Source organism: Arthrobacter sp. R1-13 (assembly GCF_054161475.1).
Genome location: NZ_CP096420.1, coordinates 3,741,899 through 3,760,904 on the forward strand (window position 1 = coordinate 3,741,899; position 19,006 = coordinate 3,760,904).

Annotated in this window: 20 protein-coding genes; 14 read left to right on the forward strand and 6 right to left on the reverse strand. The window is 62.6% G+C overall.

The annotated features are described in order from the left end of the window. Positions 1-69: 69 nt before the first annotated feature. The 4 genes from M1D88_RS17340 to M1D88_RS17355 all read left to right on the forward strand — a co-directional run bounded on the left by M1D88_RS17340 (position 70) and on the right by M1D88_RS17355 (position 2,351). Positions 70-834 carry a phosphatase PAP2 family protein gene (locus M1D88_RS17340; RefSeq protein ID WP_458111977.1) on the forward strand — a complete coding sequence of 255 codons (765 nt, stop codon included), beginning with the start codon at positions 70-72 and terminating at the stop codon, positions 832-834. After that, on the forward strand, positions 794-988 hold the full coding sequence (locus tag M1D88_RS17345; protein WP_458111978.1) for a hypothetical protein: 195 nt from the start codon (positions 794-796) through the stop codon (positions 986-988). Before M1D88_RS17340 ends, M1D88_RS17345 begins: the two co-directional genes overlap by 41 nt. A 320-nt stretch (positions 989-1,308) precedes the next feature. After that, a complete protein-coding gene (locus tag M1D88_RS17350) occupies positions 1,309-2,028 on the forward strand; it encodes a GAF and ANTAR domain-containing protein (RefSeq protein ID WP_458111979.1) in 720 nt (239 codons plus the stop codon). An 11-nt stretch (positions 2,029-2,039) separates the two neighbouring features. After that, positions 2,040-2,351, forward strand: coding sequence for a hypothetical protein (locus M1D88_RS17355; protein ID WP_458111980.1), 312 nt, complete (start codon positions 2,040-2,042; stop codon positions 2,349-2,351). A 16-nt stretch (positions 2,352-2,367) separates the two neighbouring features. Here the strand turns inward: M1D88_RS17355 and M1D88_RS17360 are convergent, their stop codons facing one another. From M1D88_RS17360 to M1D88_RS17370, 3 genes are all read right to left on the reverse strand, one after another. Further along, positions 2,368-2,802 (reverse strand): hypothetical protein, encoded by a 435-nt coding sequence (locus M1D88_RS17360; RefSeq protein WP_458111981.1) that lies wholly within the window; start codon positions 2,800-2,802, stop codon positions 2,368-2,370. Between the two features lie 132 nt (positions 2,803-2,934). Continuing rightward, positions 2,935-3,681 carry a GAF and ANTAR domain-containing protein gene (locus tag M1D88_RS17365; protein ID WP_458111982.1) on the reverse strand — a complete coding sequence of 249 codons (747 nt, stop codon included), beginning with the start codon at positions 3,679-3,681 and terminating at the stop codon, positions 2,935-2,937. 151 nt (positions 3,682-3,832) lie between these two features. Further along, positions 3,833-4,624, reverse strand: coding sequence for a ZIP family metal transporter (locus M1D88_RS17370; RefSeq protein ID WP_458111983.1), 792 nt, complete (start codon positions 4,622-4,624; stop codon positions 3,833-3,835). A gap of 232 nt (positions 4,625-4,856) precedes the next feature. Between M1D88_RS17370 and M1D88_RS17375 the strand changes: the two genes are divergently transcribed. The 5 genes from M1D88_RS17375 (at position 4,857) to M1D88_RS17395 (ending at position 12,620) form a co-directional block, all read left to right on the forward strand. Further along, the gene (locus M1D88_RS17375; RefSeq protein ID WP_458111984.1) at positions 4,857-8,417 is read left to right on the forward strand and encodes a discoidin domain-containing protein; all 3,561 of its coding nucleotides are present in this window, start codon (positions 4,857-4,859) and stop codon (positions 8,415-8,417) included. Positions 8,418-8,575: 158 nt separating this feature from the next. After that, the gene (locus M1D88_RS17380) at positions 8,576-9,661 is read left to right on the forward strand and encodes a LacI family DNA-binding transcriptional regulator (RefSeq protein WP_458111985.1); all 1,086 of its coding nucleotides are present in this window, start codon (positions 8,576-8,578) and stop codon (positions 9,659-9,661) included. A gap of 141 nt (positions 9,662-9,802) precedes the next feature. Beyond that, complete coding sequence (locus M1D88_RS17385) at positions 9,803-10,948, forward strand: Gfo/Idh/MocA family protein (RefSeq protein ID WP_458111986.1); 1,146 nt, start codon at positions 9,803-9,805, stop codon at positions 10,946-10,948. Next, entirely contained in the window at positions 10,945-11,880 is a 936-nt protein-coding gene (locus tag M1D88_RS17390) for a DUF6807 domain-containing protein (protein WP_458111987.1), read from the forward strand. Before M1D88_RS17385 ends, M1D88_RS17390 begins: the two co-directional genes overlap by 4 nt. Further along, a complete protein-coding gene (locus M1D88_RS17395) occupies positions 11,877-12,620 on the forward strand; it encodes a cupin domain-containing protein (protein ID WP_458111988.1) in 744 nt (247 codons plus the stop codon). Before M1D88_RS17390 ends, M1D88_RS17395 begins: the two co-directional genes overlap by 4 nt. Before the next feature lie 14 nt (positions 12,621-12,634). On the opposite strand, the gene M1D88_RS17400 is transcribed toward M1D88_RS17395, so the two are convergent. Beyond that, a complete protein-coding gene (locus M1D88_RS17400) occupies positions 12,635-13,807 on the reverse strand; it encodes a pyridoxal phosphate-dependent aminotransferase (protein ID WP_458111989.1) in 1,173 nt (390 codons plus the stop codon). A gap of 50 nt (positions 13,808-13,857) precedes the next feature. Next, positions 13,858-14,037, reverse strand: coding sequence for a hypothetical protein (locus M1D88_RS17405; protein ID WP_458111990.1), 180 nt, complete (start codon positions 14,035-14,037; stop codon positions 13,858-13,860). Between the two features lie 292 nt (positions 14,038-14,329). Between M1D88_RS17405 and M1D88_RS17410 the strand changes: the two genes are divergently transcribed. The 4 genes from M1D88_RS17410 to M1D88_RS17425 are packed head-to-tail and all read left to right on the forward strand — an operon-like array spanning position 14,330 to position 17,201. Continuing rightward, the gene (locus M1D88_RS17410) at positions 14,330-14,569 is read left to right on the forward strand and encodes a hypothetical protein (RefSeq protein ID WP_458111991.1); all 240 of its coding nucleotides are present in this window, start codon (positions 14,330-14,332) and stop codon (positions 14,567-14,569) included. A gap of 27 nt (positions 14,570-14,596) precedes the next feature. After that, positions 14,597-15,391 carry an ABC transporter permease gene (locus M1D88_RS17415; RefSeq protein ID WP_458111992.1) on the forward strand — a complete coding sequence of 265 codons (795 nt, stop codon included), beginning with the start codon at positions 14,597-14,599 and terminating at the stop codon, positions 15,389-15,391. Then, complete coding sequence (locus M1D88_RS17420) at positions 15,384-16,217, forward strand: ABC transporter permease (protein ID WP_458111993.1); 834 nt, start codon at positions 15,384-15,386, stop codon at positions 16,215-16,217. Before M1D88_RS17415 ends, M1D88_RS17420 begins: the two co-directional genes overlap by 8 nt. Then, positions 16,218-17,201 (forward strand): ABC transporter ATP-binding protein, encoded by a 984-nt coding sequence (locus M1D88_RS17425; RefSeq protein WP_458111994.1) that lies wholly within the window; start codon positions 16,218-16,220, stop codon positions 17,199-17,201. It begins immediately after the preceding gene. A gap of 24 nt (positions 17,202-17,225) precedes the next feature. Here M1D88_RS17425 and M1D88_RS17430 read toward each other — a convergent pair whose 3' ends face one another. Then, positions 17,226-17,405 carry a hypothetical protein gene (locus M1D88_RS17430; protein WP_458111995.1) on the reverse strand — a complete coding sequence of 60 codons (180 nt, stop codon included), beginning with the start codon at positions 17,403-17,405 and terminating at the stop codon, positions 17,226-17,228. A 170-nt stretch (positions 17,406-17,575) separates the two neighbouring features. On the opposite strand from M1D88_RS17430, the gene M1D88_RS17435 reads away from it, so the two are divergent. After that, on the forward strand, positions 17,576-18,979 hold the full coding sequence (locus tag M1D88_RS17435) for a dihydrolipoyl dehydrogenase family protein (protein WP_458111996.1): 1,404 nt from the start codon (positions 17,576-17,578) through the stop codon (positions 18,977-18,979). Positions 18,980-19,006 lie beyond the last annotated feature (27 nt).

The following is a 19,006-nucleotide window of genomic DNA, read 5'->3' on the forward strand; positions in this document are numbered from 1 at the left end:
ACATGGAATAGTTCGGGTGGAATACTTGAACCCCCTCCTTTTCCTGCAGATCCATGCCAGAAAGAAGACATGAAGGAACCACGCCGTCCCGTGCCTTGCCTCCGCATGCCAGGTCAAAGCTGGTTGTTACTGGCAGCGTCCTTCGCACTCTTTGCGCTGACGCTGGGGCTGGGATACCTGGGGAAAACTTACGGATCCCCGGGACCGGACCTGGCAATGGATCAACTGCTCATTCCCGGGCGAAACCCTGTCCTCACAGGACTGTTCCTGACCTTTAATGCCGTCTTTTCCCCGCTGGGGAACATCATTATTCTTGCGCTCGCCTGCCTGCTCCTGGTGATTCTGAAGAAGCCGCTTGCTGCTATCGCACTCGGATCGCTGGTTTCCGTTGGGTGGTTGTCGTCTGAACTGGGGAAGATGGCCATCCTCCGGCTAAGGCCACCGGCGGACGCCACGCAGTCTCTGATCGCAGAAGCCGGCCACGACAGCTTCCCCAGCGGGCACACGGCGTTCGCAGCGGCGCTCGCCTGGGGTGCCGTACTCGTACTGGCGCAGACCCGGCATCAACGAACAGTCACTGCCGTCGCCGGCGCAGTTCTTGTCGTTGGCGTTGCATACTCCCGCCTGTATCTGGGCGTGCATTACCCCAGCGATGTTTTGGGCGCAGTACTCATGAGCACGGCGGCCATCCTGTGCTGGCTGCCCGTCTGGAACAGGCTGATCGAACCGCCATTGCGCAGGTCCTCCCTCATGGCCAGAATGGCTAACACTCCAACGAAGGAGGAGATGGCAGATGAGCAGGGACATCCAGATGGTTCTGGAAAAAGCCGATGAAGAGATGATTTTCCTGGGCCCGGATCATCCCTACTACGGGCTGCTGGCAGCTCTGGTCACCTCTGTGAGGAATGCCTGGCAGGAAGGCTACGACAGTGCCTCCGGGGGTCCCGCAGAGAACCCCTACGGTTTCAGGCCAAGAGGCCAGCTCTAAGCATCCGCTCTGACATGGCGGCCGTCAATGAGGCCTACATGACGGAAGCCCCTGCGCGAGCCTGTGATTCAAGCGCGGGGGCTTCCAAGCACTCCGGTCTTCGGGGGAAAGCGGAGGCTTAGAGAACAAAGTACAGCGTCTTCAGGCTGCAAAAGACCAAAAAATGCGTTCTTGATTCAACCTTGAGTCAGACTTATGGCGGTAGCGGTTTCCGGCGCTCCAGCGGGCATGAGGCTATGCTGGAAGAAGCTGGCTTGTGGGCTGGGGAACCCCGGGAAGGGGTCTGAGCCCACACCCCCGAACCCGACCAAGAGGCAATCATGTCCAAACAGCTTCCCCTCGACGAACTCTCTTCTGTCATCGCCCGGGTGAAGGGGCTCCTCCTTACCGAGGAGAAAGTTGAGCGCGCTGTACAGTTGCTCGCGGCCGCCGCAAAGCAGGCCATTCCGGGGACGCTGGGTGCAGGTATCTCCCTCCTTGATACGCAGGGCAGACGCACCAGCAGCGCCGCCACTGACAAGATTGTGGAACAGGCGGATACCGCACAATACGAGCTGGGGCAGGGACCCTGCCTGACCGCATGGGCTTCGGAAGCAACAATTCTCGTCGAGGACGTGCGGACGGAATCCCGCTGGCCGGAATGGTGCGCCGCAATGAAGGAGCTCCCCATCCGTTCAGTGTTGAGCACCCCGCTGGCAGCAGGCAAGGAATCACTCGGCGCGCTGAAAATCTACGCCGCCCAGCCCGGGATCTATGACGAGGAAACAAGCCGGCTACTTCAGCTGTTCGCCGGCCCCGCCGCCACCCTCCTGGCGAACGTCCAGAGTTCTGAAACGCCACGCCGCATCAGCGAATCGCTGGAAACCGCACTTTACAGCAGGGACACCATCGCGAGGGCAACAGGGATATTGATGGAGCGGCACGGGCTAAGCAGCGACGACGCAATGCGGAAACTCCTAAGCCGTGTCAGGGCAGATCGGACAACGCTCTTGAAAGAGTGCAGTCGGATCATTGCGGCTGTACCGGGACGCCGCGGGTAGAGGAGTCACCGATGGGGTTCGAGGCCCACGAAGAAGAACAGTGCCGGCTGCTCAGGAAGGCACTGAAATCCGCCGACATCACCCCGGCGGACCTATGGCTGACGTATTTCAGCATCGGTGGAGCGGTGGGTGAATACGAGGTCCACGCGTACCTGCAGGGACTCTTGTCCCTGCCCTTGCTGCAGCGCGACCTGCTGGCCTGCGCCGCCAACGAACTGATCGAAGAAGTTCCACCGCTGCCACGTGCCCCTTACGCTGAGGAGCTCGAGCCCAGCCACGGCGCCGGCAGCACCGGCACCAAGAACTCCAAGAGGAACACCTGAAACAGGCAGAAGGGCTTCAGTCAGGGATCTCCATCTGGAAGCCGCAATTGCATCTGAGGACGCGGGTTCGAAGGTAAACGTCCAGGAGCGCTTCAGGCTCCCGCTCCGTTTTCATGGCGGCATAGGCATTGCGGAGCTCGGAACCGGCCACGTGCATAGGTTCACCGCAGTGGATGTATTCCCCGCCAAACTGCAAAACGCCCAGCGATTTTGGAGGCCCGGGACGGTTGAGGATGGCCGCCACCTGCGGCACACCAGCAGCGTGCTCGTAGAAGCATTCACACTCCCCGCACGTGTAGGAAACCCTGACCAAGTCCCGTTCCCCTCCTTCGAGTGCTTCGATTGACTCGACGATCAGGAAACGATCGGTATGACATTGGGTGCACCACAGCCGCTGGCTGTAGGGATGGTGGGCGCCGCCTGGAATGAAGCGGTTGGAGATGGTCGACACTGACAGAACTCCTGCTGTATGGGAGGCCTGTGCCCACGCTGCTTGAGCGATGCTCCCGAGATCAGGCTAACGTCCTGCAGCCAATCCGACAAGCACGCGGCTGCGTCCACCGGATGCCCTTCGCAACCCGCCCTACTCGTCAAAGTGGGTGTGCACAGCCGAGCCCTCACTGATGGACGCAATGATCCCCGCGGCCACGTCCCGCAGCTTGATATTCCGGCTGTTCGAGGCTCTGTTCAGCATCTGTTGGGCGGCATCCTGGCTGCACCTGTTCTGGGCCATGATCGCTCCGACAGCTAGGTCAATAGTGGTGCGGGACTGCATTGCGGCCGCGAGGTCATTGCGCGCTTCTGTCAGTTGCGCTATCCGCAGGGCCAGCCGCAGGTTCTTCGAGATCCGCTCCGCAAAATCTTCGGCGTCAGCAATGTCCTCCCCGGAGAATCCATGGGCCTCCGGCGAGTACAGATTAAGCGCGGCCCTCGTTTCCCCTTCGAGGGGAAGCGGCACACCCAGAATGGACAGGATGCCCTGACCTCCCACGGCCCGGACATAGTCCGGCCAGCGCGATTCATCACGGAGATCGGGCACATGAATGGTGGTCATTTCCTTCATTGCAGTCAGGCACGGCCCCTCACCGAAGGTGTTCTGCAGCTCGTCCATGGCCCTTGCGCAATCATTGCTGCTGGCAATTGTCAGTGCCCGTTTCCGCCGGATTACAGTGATGCCACAGTAGACACTCAGGCCTGGCTTGGACAGGCTGTCCGCGGAGTAGGCCGCGAGCTCGTTAAGAAACTCCCCCACGTCTGAGCTGTCCAGCACCAGATCCTGGAGATGGAGTCCAATGTCCGCCGCTGTTTCCCTCTTGGCGTCACCTGCCATGGGACTGACCCCTCTCCACCTTGCCTCTACAGGTAGGCCTGGAATCGCCAGCGAGGCACAGGCAGGCGTTGGCCCCGCGCTGCTGAACGGTACTCTCCAGAATAGTCCTTTCGGGCGGGGCTGTGGGGTCCCAGGCACGCCGTCCTGATCATCAGGCCAGGGATAGAACGAAGGAAAGCACAAAGCCCGCGGCAGTGCCCAGGGCCACCGCAGGGCCGCCGTGCTCATAGGCCTCTGGCATCAGTGTGTCGGCGAGCGAAGCTATGACGGCACCGGCGGCGAACGCCAAAGGCAGTGAAATTGTTCTGGGGTCGCTTCCCGAAAGCGGCCCTGCGCCGAGTACGACTGCCAGCACCAATAGCACAGCACAGGCTGTCCACAGCCCGATGACCAGGCCTGAAGCTCTTCCCTGCGCCTTCATGGACGACGCCCCCACAAGGGCCTCCGGCAGGTTCGAAACAAAGATGGCCGCCAGCAAGGCCAGCCCGCCGGTCCCTTCCCCGAGCGAGATACCCAGGGCGACGTTCTCCGGAACCCCGTCCAGCGTCACCGCGGCAAGGAGGGCCATTCCGGCAGCGCCGCGGGTGGACGAAGGCGTGGGCGGACGGTCGGAAGCCGCAGCGTCCGTATCAAGTTTGGCACTCCCCTGGAACTCATCTGCGGGAGCCCCTCCGGCTCCTGGCTGGGCCCACCGGTCCAGCAGCGCACTGAGGCCTGTGAACACCGCAGCGCCGGCAAAAAGCCCAATGGCGGCCCGCTCTATTCCACCCCGTTCGTAGGCGTCTTCGAAGAGTTCAAATGTCAGGGCGGTGATGAGCGCGCCGGAGGCAAAAGAGAGGAGGATGGCGAGGAGCCGCTTGGGCATCTCGAACCTCACGCCGATGAAGGCCCCCACCAGCAGCGCGCTGGAGGCCACCGCGCCAAAGAGGATCGCCATCAACATTTTGCCAGTATGAATCCGGTCGGGTCCCCGAACAATAGGGCAGGACTATACCGCGGACTACATGCTTCAGCTCCCCCTGCATGTTGATGATCGAGTTTGTTCGTTCATGTTCGCATTCCTTGTGGGCCGCCGGTGGCGGTAATAGCGTCGGCGGGTAGCGGATCGGCTGGACGTCGCTGACGGATGACGGCCGCGCCCGATCAAGAACTCTCCAACGATGAAGGGCTGAACAATGACGTTTTCCGAAGGCCGGTTCCGGCGCTCGGCGGCAATGGCCGTCATGGCTGCAACAGCAGCGTCGGGACTGGTGGCTTTCTCCGGCAGTGAGGCTCCGGCAACTGCCGCCGAAACCGTGGGTACTCCTGTCACCATCACTCCCAACCCTGCCAGCAAGGGCAAGGCCTTCCAGGGTTGGGGGACCAGCCTCGTCTGGTTCGCCAACGCCACTGGCGGGTACCCGGAGGAGATCCGTGAAGAGCTGTACCAGAAGGTGTTTGGCGAGAATGGCTTGAACCTCAACATTGCCCGCTACAACGTGGGCGGAGGAAGCGCATCCGACGTCGCCAGTTACCTCAACGACGGCAGCGCCGTGGAGGGCTGGTGGAACCCGGTAACGGAAGCCACCGCAGAGAACCCCGTACTTTCGAATCTGTACCGACCTGACGGTTCAGTGGACGCAACGCAGGCAAACAAGCTCGCATTCCTGAACCAGTGGAACCCGGATGATCCTGCCTCCTACAACCGCGACGCCGACAAAACCCAGCGGTGGTGGGTGGAACGCCTCGCCGCCGACCAGCAGATCACCCATTGGGAAGCCTTCAGCAACTCGCCACCCTGGTTCATGACCAAAAGCGGGTACGTCTCAGGCCAGATCAGCACCAACAAGGGCGAGAACCTGTTGCCCCAGGCTGAGCAGAAGTTTGCCGCGTACATGAAGAAGTCCGTCGAACTTCTGGAGAAGGGAAGCGGCATCAAGGTGGACACCATTGACCCGTTCAACGAGCCGAACTCCGGCTACTGGTCAACGACCATCGATAGCGTCACCGGCAAGCCGCCCACTTCCTACACGCAGAAGCAGGAAGGGGCCCTGATCTACCCGCCCGCACAGGACCGTGTCACCAAACTGCTCGCGGGGGAGCTCGGCAAGGAGGGAACCACCACTGACGCTGTCATTTCCGCGATGGACGAGACAGATCCCACGAAGTTCATGAACAACTGGAACGCCTACAGCCAGCAGGCAAAGGACGCGGTCGCCCAGCTGAACGTCCACACCTATGGCACCAACGACCGGCGGCGCGTCCGGGACCTCGCGAAATCCACCCAGAAACCCCTGTGGATGAGTGAAGTAGGCGGTTCCTGGGGCGGCAACCCCGCCCTCGGCGACACCACCGGAGGCTGGGACCGCTCCAACATCAACAACGGCCTCGGCATCGCGGGCCGCATGGTCAACGATCTCCGCGAGCTTGAGCCGGAGGCCTGGGTCTTCTGGCAGCCGGTGGAGGACACCTACAAGCAGGAACACGGAAACGGCGGCTGGGGCTCCATTTACGTCGACTTCGATTGCAACTATGAAGGCCGTGTGGGCTCTTCCAACCGCCGGCTCAACGACGGCGACTCCGCCGAAGACGCCAAGTGCCGTGTCCTGACAAACCAGAAATACAACACCACCCGAAACTTCACGCACTACATCCGTCCCGGCGATTTCCTCATCGCCAACGACAACCCGGAGACCGCGAGCGCACTGCGGGCTGACGGCAGCGGTGCCACGCTGGTGCACTTCAATGACAACGCGGCCCCCGAGACGGTCACTATTGACCTCTCCAAGTTCGGCAGCATCGCCGACGGCGCCACTGTCACTCCGGTGATCACCACGAAGTCGCCCATTGAGGACATCGAACGCAACGCCCTGATCAAGGGTGCACCGGTATCCGTGGACCGTGCAGGAAAGAAAGCAACGCTGGAGATTCCCGCGGCTTCAGTAGTGACCTTCCTGGTGGATGGCGTCAGCGGCGTGGCTGAAGACGCCCCGGCCCTGAAAGACGGCCACACCTATCAGGTCGGCGGCGAGGCCAGCGGGAAGTACCTCACGGCTAAGGCGGACGCCACTGTTTCCATCCAGGACCTCGGAGCGAATGCCACGGAAATCGCGCCACAGCTGTGGACGTTCAACGCTGTGAAGGCCGACGACGAATACGCTCACGACCGGCGGTTTGTTGTCACCAACAAAGACGGCAAGGTGCTGACCGGCGATGGCGGGGTCCTGAACGGAAGCCAGTCGGGATCTGCCCGTCTGGCCAGCCTGAGTTTGGAGGAGGCCAAGGCCCAGCCCAAGGCACAGTGGATTGTGAGCACCGAAAACGGGAAGCAATGGACGCTCGTGAACGCTGCTGCGGCAATCGCGCTCCAGGTTTCGGGCAGCCAGACCGCTGCCGGCTCTTCCGTGGCCCTGGCCTCGTCCAGCGGATCCACGGCCACCGCCACCAGCAATGCGCACCAGACGTGGGGATTCGAGGACCTCGAGGACCTCGTGCTGCAGGGAACGCGGCGGGTTGACCTCAGCACTCCCCTTGGCGCTGCCCCCGCGTTGCCCGGCACCGTCGTTCCGCTGTACGAAAAGGGACCGGGAAGCCCCATCGCGGTCCAGTGGGAAGCAGTGGATCCGACAGTTTGGAACAAGCGCGGGACCGTGACTTTGCATGGATCAGGCGTTGACCGTTACGGCAAGACCTTTGACAACGCCGAGCTCGTGGTCACCGTCGGCAAGTACGTGGCCACCGACCCCGTCTCGCTGACGGTTGGGGTTGGATCGGCTGTCACAGAGGTCCAGGCCGCTGCTCCTACGCATGTTCCGGGCCAGATCGGTACCGGGACAGCCAGAAACAACCTTGCAGTGACGTGGGACTGGAGCACTTTGTCATCAGCTGCGCTGGAATCCACCGGGACGGTCACCGTCGCCGGTAAGGCGGCAACCGGCGTCGTCGGTTCCAAACCCCTTGACGCTGTCCTGACCGTCCTGGTGGTTGACCGGGTGGCCAGTACCCATATCTGCAAGGAGGACACCTCGACGACGGCGACCGCCAGCTACTCGGAAGCCTCCTATGCGCCGAAAAACACCTGCGACGGCAACACCACCACGCGGTGGTCCAACTGGGTGGGCGGCGGCCGGAATGCTGACAGCCTGAGCTACGCCTTCACCCGCAATTACACGGTGGATTCTGTCACTGTGACCCTTGCCGAGCACGCAGCCCAAAGCCTGAGTGTCCAGTTCCAGGACGCGCAGGGAGGCTGGCAGGGAACCTCGGCGGGGGTGATTACCGGCCTGACCACGACGTCCCCCGTGAAGGTGGTCTTCAACCCGGTCACCACCCGCGGGATCCGCGTCTCGCTGGCCACTCCCGGTTCATACACCAAGGTTGCCGAAGTAGCGATTTCCGGAACACGGCTGGCTGATGCGGGTGCCGCCGGACTTGGCCGTCTGCTCGTGGACCAAAAATCCGTTGTCGGCTTCGACGCCGGAACCACTGAATACAAGGTGCTGACGGCGTCGACGGCGGTTCCCACCGTTGCGGGCTATGCCCTGGACACGAACGCAAACGTATCAGTCGCTCAGGCCACAGTGCAGAATCCCCTTGCTACCGTCACGGTAAACGCGCCCAACGGCAAGCTCAAGGAGTACCGGGTGGCCTTCGTTACCGGCAAGCAGGCATGCCTGAACGGCGGCTGGGCCACCAACGTGGAACCTGGTTTCAAGGGTGAAGGAGAATGCATCAGCTACTTCGCCACTGAAAAGTAGGCCCGGCAGCATAACGGGAGCCCCGTCAGGACCATCCGGTTCCGGCGGGGTTCCCGTCGTTTTGGGCATCGTTGGCCACTCTGGTCCCCGGTCCCGGGCTATCCTGACACCAAGCGAAAATCAGACAAACTCAGACATCCTGCTGCGGAGGCATTGCTGTGGAAACTGACAGGACCGCGGGTGGCGAGGCTCCGGCCAAACCTGCCACGATCTATGAGGTGGCGCGCCTGGCCGGCGTTTCACATCAAACCGTGTCCAGGCATCTGCGGGGCAGCGGAGGACTCAAACCCGCCACCGTTTCCAAAGTCCAGCAGGCCATCCTCGAGCTGAACTACAGCCCGAACATGGCTGCACGTTCCCTGAGGACACGGCTGGTCTACCGGATCGTCATCATCGTTCCGGAAGCCACTCAATTTGTCCCGGTGAGGATGCTCAACGGCGCTGCGGCAGCTGCCCATGAGGCTGGCTACCTGGTGGATGTGATCGCGCTTGAAGGCATCGCGGACACCCGCTCAAGCCGCCTCCTGGGACTCCTCGGGAGCGAGCAACTGGCGGGAGTCCTGTCATTTGTCCCATTAGGCGGCATGCAGCAGCACCTCGACGCCGCACACTCCGGCCTTCCCGTTGTGGTGGCCGGAGAATATGACGACAAGATGCGGGCACGCGGCACTCTTGCCGACGGCGCCGCGGCAGCCCAGATCGTGGAGCACCTCGCCTCACTGGGTCACCGCCGGTTTTTTCACGTAGCTGGACCGGAACAATGGCCCTCCGCCAGGAACAGGCGGGCCGTCTACCGCGAGGCGATCGCCCGGCTGGGCCTGGCCGCTGTTGGTGAATCCCAAGGGGACTGGTCCGCCGCCTCGGGCTACCAGGCCGGACTCACACTCCCGATGGACACTGGCGTTACGGCGGTGTTCGCAGCCAACGACCAGATGGCAACCGGCCTGATGCGGGCCCTTCATGAACGTGGCCTCAAGGTGCCTGGGGACATCAGCGTCTGTGGCTGGGACGACCTCCCCGAATCCCGTTATCTGGTTCCCTCACTCACCACGGTGAGCATGGACCTTGAAGGCCAGGGCCGGCAGGCAATGAGCGAACTCGTGGGCATCATCCAAGGGAACACGGCCAGCCAGCCTCGGGTTCCGCCGTCGCCTGATGACACCAGGCCGGGCCTGATCGAACTGGAGATCCGCGAGTCCACGGCAGCTCCCCACCCCACACAACTGGCAGCCTTCGGAGACTAGGTTCCGGGACTGCTGTAACTTTCCATGGCTCCATTGACAGCAAAAGTGATCGATAACATAATCATTTGTTATCGATCACTTTTGTGCGCCGGGTCACAGAACCAGCAGGGCCGCCAAAGGACAAGCCAAGGAGCAAAGCACATGTGGAATCCGCAGGGGGGCCCGTTGCGCGTAGGAATCATTGGGACGGGAGGCATTGCCCACGCGCATGCCGATGCCCTGTCGACGCAGGAGAACGTTGAGCTTGCCGTGGCAGTTGATCTTGATCCTGGCCGGTCCCAGGAATTCGCCGCTAAATGGAGCATGCAGAGGACGGCGCCCGACCTCCGCACAGCTGCGGCCAATGGAGGGCTGGACCTCGTAGTCATCTGCACTCCCCCGGCAAGCCACATGGGCCTTGCCCTGGAGGCCCTCGCCATGGACCTCCATGTGGTCATCGAAAAACCTCCCGCTCTTTCACTGGAACAAATGAACACCCTGATAAAGGCGGAGGCAGCGTCCGGCGGATCTGTCAGCTGCGTCTTCCAGCACCGGTTCGGCTCCGGCGCCCAGCGCGTTGTGGCCCTGCAAGAGGCCGGCTGGCTGGGCCGGCCGCTCGTGGGAACCTGCAACACATTGTGGTTCAGGAACCAGGCGTACTTTGATGTGCCCTGGCGGGGACTATGGGATGTGGAAGGCGGCGGCCCCACCATGGGGCACGGAATCCACCAGTTCGATCTGCTGGTGCACCTTTTCGGCCCCTGGCAGGAAGTCACAGCCTTCGCCTCCAAGCTTGCAAGGAAGACGGACACCGAGGATGTGTCCGCGGGTGTGGTCCGCTTCGAGTCGGGAGCAATTGTCACCATCATGAACTCGGTGATTTCCCCGCGCGAAACCTCCCAGCTTCGGCTGGACTTTGAGCACGCCACCCTGGAGCTGGAGCATCTGTACGGCTACGACAACGATCACTGGACGCTGACGCCGGCACCCGGATCGGAGGAACTCGCCGAATTGTGGGAGTCCGCTGAAACCAACATCCCCAGCGGACACAGCGCGCAGTACAGCGTGGTTCTGGACCAGCTCAAAGCCGGAGAAGTACCGCCGGTCTCGCTGGCCGGGGCGTACCCCACCATGGAACTGGCCGCCGCGATCTACGCCTCCAGCATCACGGGAAAAACAATCCGCAAAGGTGAAATCAATGAAGGGCACGCGTTTTTCACCCGGATGGACGGCCACCTGGAACCGTGGACGCAGCAGGCCCCCGAAGCGTCCGGGGAAGTTGCCGAAAAAGAAAGCGCAAACGTATGAGCGTCGGGATTGAATGGGAGGACAGCGGCAAGGCAATAGCGGTACGCATCGACGGCGTCGAAATTGCCGGCTATACCTACGTTCCGGACGACGCCCAGCAGGAATCACCGCGGCCCGGTTTCCAGACACTGCGGACGCTCGCCGGCGACGCACTTAGTGTTTTCCGCCCCCACGACCACACCTGGCACAAGAGCCTCGCTTGGTCGCTGCCGCACCTGGGCGAAGACAACTTCTGGGGCGGCCCCAGTTATCGCCGGGGCAAGGATTATCAGTGGTTGCCCAACAACGGTTCCATGGAACACCAAGACATTCTTGAAGCGGGCAGGATTGAGGGCCGCTTCCGTTTCAGCCATTCGCTCGCATGGTGGACCCAGGCCCGGGAACACGTGGTTGATGAGCTTCGCACGTTTGAAATCTCGGAGTCCCCGGATGACGATTCCTGGGCCATTGCCTTCGAAACGTCCATGCAGAACGTGTCCGGCCATGACATCAGGATCGGCTCACCCACCACCGAGGGACGGGAGAATGCGGGTTACGGGGGCCTCTTCTGGCGCGGACCGCGGGATTTCACCGGCGGCCGGATCCTGGGGCCGGACGGGCTCTCCGGAGAAGAACTGCGCGGGGGCCGTGGAGAATGGCTCGCCTTCGTGGGGCAGCATGACGGAACGTGCAACCACTCCACCGTGATGATGGTGGACGATCACCGCAACGAGCAGCATCCACCCGAGTGGTTCACGCGCAGCGAGCCCTTTGCCTGCATGGGGCCGGCACCGTTCTTCAGTGAAGAGGTCCTCTTCAGCAGCGGAGCCACTTTGACCAACCGCTACTCCTTCGTCGCGGCCAACGGCGAGTCCACCGAAGAAAGGCTTGCCGACCTGGCGGAAGCCGGGCGGCAGGCATTGCAAAACCTGAAAGTGGGCAGCCGGCGATGAGCATTGTGCAGGAACTGCCGTTTTTCCCTGGTGGGACCGCAGTGACACGGCTCGCCGTCTATGACTCGGCTGCTGCAGATGGGGTCTGCGGCGGTTCGCCCCATCTGCACACCGCATCCACGGAGGCCTACCTGGTCATCGGCGGGACGGGACAGGTGGAGACTCTCAGCAGCGACGGTTATGCAGCCCACGAACTGACCGCCGGCAACCTGCTGTGGTTCAGCCCCGGAACTGTTCACCGGCTCATCAACGGCGGAAACCTGGACATTCTGGTGGTGATGCAAAACTCGGGGCTCCCGGAGGCCGGAGACGCCGTGCTCACCTTTGAGCCGGACGTCCTCGCAGACCCGGAGCGATACCGGCGACTAGCCGCCTTGCCGTCGCCGGCAGCCGGTGCCGAGGTGGTGGCGGCAGCTGCCATCGCCCGGCGAGACGCCGCCTTGGCCGGCTATGCGGAGCTAAGGGCCGACGTCGAGCGCCGCGGCTATGCCGCTTTGGAGGAATTCCACAAGGCCGCCGTTAATGTGGTGCGGAGGCGGGTTCCGGAGTGGCGGAAGCTGTGGGCCGATAAGGTCCTGGCTGAGGTCCACGAAACAGACACCTGGCTCACTGACCTGGAGCAAGGTGAGGGCCCACACCTTGCGAAGGCATCCGTGGCCCGGGCCAATCCCAGGAGCGCAGAGCGGCTCTTTGGAATGTGCGGGCGGCTGCAGACCTGGGCGCCAGGAATGCCTGCCTGACAGCGCCAGGACGGCTAGACCCGTCCACCCGCTTCGCGCATCGCCGCCCTGAAACGATCACCCACCAACTTAATCCTTTCCACGGGCTCGTTACTGAACACCAGCCGAAGGTGGCGGTTGGCAACTTCTCCGCCCCAGCCCGTCATGGCCGTAGCTGCCACACCGTGGCGCAACAGGACGCGCGAAAGGTCACCGGGGTCAACACCGTGTTCCACGGTATCCAGGATCTGGGACCAGCCGCCGGCTGCCGGGATCATGGCAAAACCGTCGAGGGCCGTGGTGAGGGCATTGCGCCGCCGCTGCCACTCCTCAACGCAATGCCCCAGACCGCCGTCGCCGTCGTTCAATGCGGCAATCAAGCCGGCTTGGGCGATGCCGCCTGGCGTAATGCCGTTATAGATGTGGACGACGGCGAGATCCGACATGACCTCCGCGGGCGCCACGATCCAGCCGATCCGCCAACCGATCATCCGCTGCTCGATGGAGGCCGCGCCAATGATTATTGTCCGCTCCCGCATTCCGGGGTACGTTACCGGACTCAGGACTGGCTGACCGTCGTAGACAACCCCTTCCATGAAGGACCAATAAATCAGCCACAGGTCCCGATCAACACACAAGCGAGTAATGGCCCTCCACTCATCTTCGTTTAGTCGGTAGCCCGAAGGGAAGGATGGATTCTGGAGGAAAACGGCCCGCGTCCCTGGCGAGACGGCGGCCTCCAAGGCCTCAAGATCCAGCCGCCACGCGCCGCCAGACACCCTCATCGGCACCAGGCGCGGCACGCCGCCGGCGAGATGCACTCGATTCAGCATGCCGGCGTAAGTCGGGTCCGTCAGGAGTATTTCATCGCCTGGATCGGTCACCGCCAGGAGCGCATCGAGCAGGCAGTCACCGTCGCTGGACGTCAGGATCACTTCCGACGACGGGTCATAAGTGATGCCGGTCCGCCCGGCTATTTGCGCGGCTACTGCCTGTTTGGCAGCAAGCTGTCCGGTAAAGGGAAGGTATGAGTTGGCGGAATCCAATCCAGCTGCCGCCCGGGTTGCCTCTATTGCCGCAAGGGGTGGCAGGAGGTCAGTGTCAAGATTTTCCAGTCTGAGGATGTCGGGGTCGTCCCCTGCCGCCGCGGCCACTGTATCGATACTGAATCCGGCCACATGCTGCAGCCGACTGGGCCGGGATCTCATCGGGTTGCCTCGTTTCGGAACAGGGACCCGGCCGCACGCAGTCGGCAGGACTACAAGCGGATTGTGGAATACGGCCGGCTGGGGAGGTTCCCCGCCGTCCATGGACGCACGGATGGCTCCACGGGAGTGTGCCCACGGCCGTCGCGGATCACCAGGACGACCGTGCCGATCATGGCCGCAAAGGAAACCAGGCCGAGGAAGATGAGTACCACGGCCATTGCCACAGACATTTTCATGCACCTCGTGGCTCCAATTTTACGGCCGCGGTTCCGGCCCGGTCGAGGGCTCCCCGAGCACTTACGGCGTGTCAGGCGAGGCATCAGAGGGCCGTTGACGCTCTCTGCCTAATATGGTCTCGGTTGAGCAGTGGCCACCCCGTTTCTTTGAGGATTGCCATGACCTGCAAACTGAAGGACGCCGGATCGGCTCACCGCGGGTTCCTCTGCTGCTGCCAAATGCACCAGCGGAATATCCAGCGCCGCTGCCCCTGTCTTGGGCCTATTTTGAGGCGAGGACGGTGAGATGCGCAGGGAATTCGTTCCGGGCACTGCCGTTCTGGGCGGTGTCCTGCTCTTCTGGGTAGCAGCAGTGCTCGGGAACCTGTCCTTCCTCAGCGCGCCCAGGCCGCCCTTGTCCACTCTTGCCTGGCTGATCTTTGTCTATGCAGCCGTCGCCATCACGCCCATCGCTGGAGGACTGGCAGCAGCGGACCTCGTTCGCCGATGGCAGCTGAACCGGAACGAGGAGACCCGAGAGGGCTAGGAACGCCGCGCGAAGTAGACTCAACCGGTGAACGCGTATTGGGAGCTGGCCAAGTCATCCTTCCGGCGCCACTCCACTTACCGCCTGGCTGCTGTCTCCGGCGCATTCACCAATTCAGTTTTCGGCCTGATCCGCGCATCGCTGCTCCTCTCAGCCATTTCGACGGCGGGAGGATCGATCGGGGGCTACTCCCCTGTCGAGGCGGCAACATATGTGTGGCTGGGCCAGGCCCTCCTGTCACCCTTGGGGCTCTTCGGCCGGGCCGAAGTTGCTGACAGGGTCAAAAGCGGGGATATCGCCGTCGACCTTACCCGCTCGGTCAATCTGACGGCGTCCTACTGGGCACAGGATCTGGGCAGGGCAGCCTTCGACGTCCTTCCCCGCGGACTGCCGCCCCTTCTCATTGGGGCCATTGTCACGGGGTTGTCGCTCCCCACTACAGCCGGTCCCTACGTGCTCGGCTTCATCTCCATCCTTGCCGCGATGACCCTGAACTTCCTGGGCTTTTTCATCATCAACCTGTTGGCGTTCTGGGTAGTGGAAATCCGAGGCTACTGGATGCTGTACCTGGTCCTCATGCAGCTGCTGTCCGGATTCCTGGTTCCCGTGACCTGGTTCCCGCAATGGATGCTCCACTTTGCCCGTGCCACTCCCTTCCCGTCGATGCTGCAGACGCCGGTGGACATCCTTGCCGGCAGGACCGACGGCGTGCAAAGTCTTGCGTTGGTGGGCATCCAGCTCCTCTGGCTGGCAGTGCTGCTGGCCGGCACGCAGATCATGATCCGGTTCGGTGCCCGGAAGCTGGTGGTGCAAGGTGGCTGATGGTGAAGCCCTGGACAGCACCAGGGTCTCGAACGCCAAACTCCTTCGGCTGCTGATTTCAGCCCGGCTGCGCTCCCAGACCGCCTACCGCGGAAGCTTTGCCGCTGATGTTACGGGCCAGGTGGTGCTGGCGCTTACGGAGTTCGTTGAGCTGTATGCGATCCTGCATAACGTTCCGACCTTCGGCGGCCTGACCTTCGCCCAGGCTTTGCTGGTTTTTGCCTTCGCGTCGATCGGCTTCTCTATCGGCGATCTGCTGCTGGGCGAGACCGACTCTATGAGCGATGCCATCCGGATGGGAAAGCTGGAGGTGCTCCTGACCCGGCCGCTTCCGGTGCTGCTGCAGCTCATGACGTCTGACTTCCAGCTGCGGCGCGTCGGCCGGCTGGCCTTCGCATTGCTGGCAATGGCGGCCGCATTGTTCCTGACGGACATTGATTGGGATCCGGGAAAAGTGCTGCTGTTCATGATCACCCCGCTGGCCGGTGCCGCGATTTTCGGTGCGCTTTTCGTGGGCGCGGGGGCGGTGCAATTCTGGCTTGTGGACGGGCGCCAGCTTGGAAACGCCTTCACCTACGGGGGCCGCTACGTGGCGTCCATGCCGGGCGCCGCCCTGTTCCTCCCCATGCAGGTCTTTTTTACGTTCGTTGTCCCGGCCACGCTGGTGGCCTACGCCCCGAGCCTGGTCCTGCTGGAGCTGGAGGGCCCTGCTGGAATCCCAGGCTGGACGGGCTGGCTGGGACTGCCGGCCGCCGTCGTGCTCTGGGGGCTCATGCTGCTGCTGTGGCGGGCAGCCATCAAAAAGTACACCGGAGCAGGAGGCTGAATGATTATCGAGGCAGAGCAACTGTGCCGGAACTTTACCGTTACGGAAGCCGGTGAGGGCCGGGGCTGGAACCGGCTGAGGCGCCGTTCCCGGACAGTCCACGCCGTGAGGGACGTGAGCTTCACTGTGGAGCGGGGTGAGGCTGTGGGCTACATCGGCGCCAATGGTGCGGGGAAATCCACCACCATCAAAATGCTCACGGGCATCCTGGTACCGTCATCAGGCAGGGTCACCGTTTGCGGGCTGCAGCCGGTGCCGCAGCGGCAGGCCTTGGCCCGCAAGATCGGCGTCGTGTTCGGTCAGCGCTCGCAGCTTTGGTGGGATTTGCCCCTTAAGGACTCGTTCCCCATCCTGGGCGCGATGCACCGCCAGTCTGAAAGCCGATGGCGGCCGCGCTTTAAGGAGCTCTCTGAACACATGGCGATCAGGCCTTTTCTCAGCACGCCAGTGCGGCAGCTTTCGCTCGGACAACGGATGCGGGGAGAGGTTGCAGCCGCGTTACTGCACCGGCCCGAGCTGGTGATCCTGGACGAACCCACCATCGGCCTTGACATGATCAGCAAGGAAAGCCTCCGCCGCTTCCTGGACTTTGAGCGCCGTGAACACGGCACCACCCTGCTGCTGACCACCCACGACATGAGTGACGTCCAGCGTCTCTGCCAGCGGATTCTGGTAGTGGACGACGGCGCTATCGCCTTTGACGGGCCTCTCACCGGCCTTTCAGACGTGGCGGAAGCGCGGCGGACCATGGTGGTGGATCTCATCGCGCCGCTGGATGGTGCAGACCTCGTCCTGCCCACAGGTGCAGTACACCTGGGAGCTGAGGCGGAGGGGATCCGGCACCGCATCGTGTTTGATCCGCGTCAGCTCTCTGCCGCGGTCCTGCTGGCGGCAGTCTCAGCAACTGCAGAGGTGGCCGATCTGTCGTTGCACGAGCCTGGCATCGAGGATCTGGTCCGCCAGCTGTACACGTCCTCGAGGTAGTTGGGGTGCACGTCCGCTCGGGAATCAGCGGCCCATGCCCATCGCGCACATCTCCGAAAACACATCTTCCCTGTTCCGATCGAGCAGGTCGCCATTGAACAGGGGCCTTTCTTTCTTCATCCCCTTCCGCTTGCCCATAAACGAAAACACTTCCTCGAACCTGCTGCTCACTGAGATCATCTCTTCCCGTCCCTTCTTTGCCATACTTCGAGGCTAGGGTGGTTTGCGGACAGGATCTGTCCTTAAGGCGCGCCCATGGTGGCACTCAGGACAGCTGTTGTCCGCATGCTTGCCACGCCTGCCGTGGGGCCAAAGTTCCGAGCGCTCCGGTACCGTGTAAACCAGCCGAGGCCAGCCGATTCAAGGAGCAGCTCATGGACTACACGTACGATGTCGTCGTCATCGGCGGTGGGCCGGCCGGGATGGCTGCGGCCGAACGCGCTGCGGAACTGGGCGCCAAAACCGCCGTCGTCGAGCGTTCTGCACTGGGCGGAACCTGTCTCAACTCAGGCTGTGTACCCACGCGCGTGCTGGCCAAGACTGCCCGGTTGTATCGCGAAGTCAGAACAGCTTTTGACTACGGAATCGTGGTCCAGGAGCCCGCAGTTGACTGGAGGAAGACGGTCACCCGCGTCCAGGACACCGTGCAGCGCGTCCTCCAGGCCAAGCAATACGACGCCATGATGGAACGACTCAGCATCGACCGCTTCTCCGGACAGGCGATGTTTACGGGAGAGCACACAGTCGACGTCGACGGGCAGGAACTCAGCGCACGCTCCTTCATTCTCTGTGTCGGTGGGGCAGCGAGGCGGCTTCCCATTGCGGGCGCGGAACTCTCCGTTCTCCCCGATGAAGTACTGGCTCTGACGGAGCTTCCTGGAAGATTGGCCATCATCGGCGGCGGCCATACAGGCGCGCAACTAACCACCATCTTCAACGCTCTTGGGTCTGAGGTTCTGCTCCTCGACGTCGCTCAGCGCCTGCTGTTGACCGAGGACCACGACGTCGCCGCTTTTGTGGGGCAGAGCTTCCTTTCGAAGGGGATCCGGGTGGAGACGGGAATCCAAGGAATCGAAGGGATTACCAGGACATCAGCCAACGGAAGTCTCGGCATCACCTGGACGAAGAATGGAGAAGCGTTCACCGCAGATGTTGACGCCGTGATCATGGCAGCCGGCTGGCCGGCCAACATCCCCGGACTGGGCCTGGAAGCCGCCGGGGTGGAGACTGAGCGGTCCTTCATCCCGGTGGACGACTACCTGCGCACCAACGTTCCGCACATCTTTGTGGCCGGGGACGCCAACGGCACCAGCATGCTGGTGCAGGCCGCAGTCTTTGAAGGTGAAACGGCGGCGAGCAATGCGGTTTTGGGCGCCAACCGGACCACTCCCCACCATCTTTTGCCCGAGGGAGGATTTACCGACCCTGACTATGCGGGGGTCGGCCTTACCGAGGAGCAGGCCCGGAAGCGGGACTCCGAGTGCCGCTCCGTTACCGTTCCATATGCGGCGGTGGAGCGTCCGATCATCGATGATCGTGAAACCGGCTTCCTGAAGCTCGTTACAGACCGGCATCGGGAATTGATCCTCGGTGCTCACGCTGTTGGCGAGAACGCCGTGGAAGTTATCCAAGCTGTTGCGTCCGCCATGGCCTCGGGCACCGACCTTGCCACCCTGGCTCGGGTCAAGTTCGCTTACCCCACCTACAGCGCCATTATTGGCCGGGCAGCCCGGGTTGCGTCACGGGAGCAGGCCTCCCACGAGCCCATAGGCACATGAACTGCAACCCCAGGGTTGCTTTATTGA